The 563-nt window shown below is 24.5% G+C and carries 1 protein-coding gene; it reads right to left on the reverse strand.

All coding sequences use genetic code 11. From position 1 onward, the window contains the following. Nucleotides 1–139: 139 nt before the first annotated feature. Nucleotides 140–463, reverse strand: a complete 324-nt coding sequence (locus ACFPZ3_RS51285) for a hypothetical protein (RefSeq protein WP_198968552.1) — start codon at nucleotides 461–463, stop codon at nucleotides 140–142. Between the last annotated feature and the right edge of the window lie 100 nt (nucleotides 464–563).

The raw sequence follows: 563 nt of genomic DNA on the forward strand, positions 1-563 counted from the left end.
TATTTTTACATCTTAAATTTTTCTATCTGCAGAATTAGTATCTGGAAAATGAAAAAAATTCGGCATAGCTTTAGCTAATATTTAGAAAAGAAAAAAACAAACTAAGAATTAAAAAGAAGAAAAAGAAAAAAAGAAAGACTTACTTTTCAAGTTCAATTTTAGTCAATTTTAACATATTGTTTCTTTTTTCAAAAAATAATCTTATGTATCTAGTTTCGTGATATATACCAAATACAGTGCCAAAATCATAATCAAATCTGAATTCAATCTTATCATTAAAGATATTGATATTATTTGAATTTATCCCGTAATATTCCATAATTTTTTCAACAATTTCTTTAAGCTGTTTTTCGCTAAATGTCAGTTCTTTTTTCGTTTTTAACACTTTCCTCTGTACGAATTGATCATTTAAAAAATCTCTAACTACTGAAATTATCTTTTGACTTAATTCTTGACCATTCACCTTTTTCCCCTCATTCTTTCATATGTATCTTCTACTATTTAAATCTTTCTCTATTCTTTTATCTTTCTATCTCTTTATCTTTTCACCGTCTTGATTTTTC

The sequence above is a fragment of the Nonomuraea insulae genome (assembly GCF_042656245.1).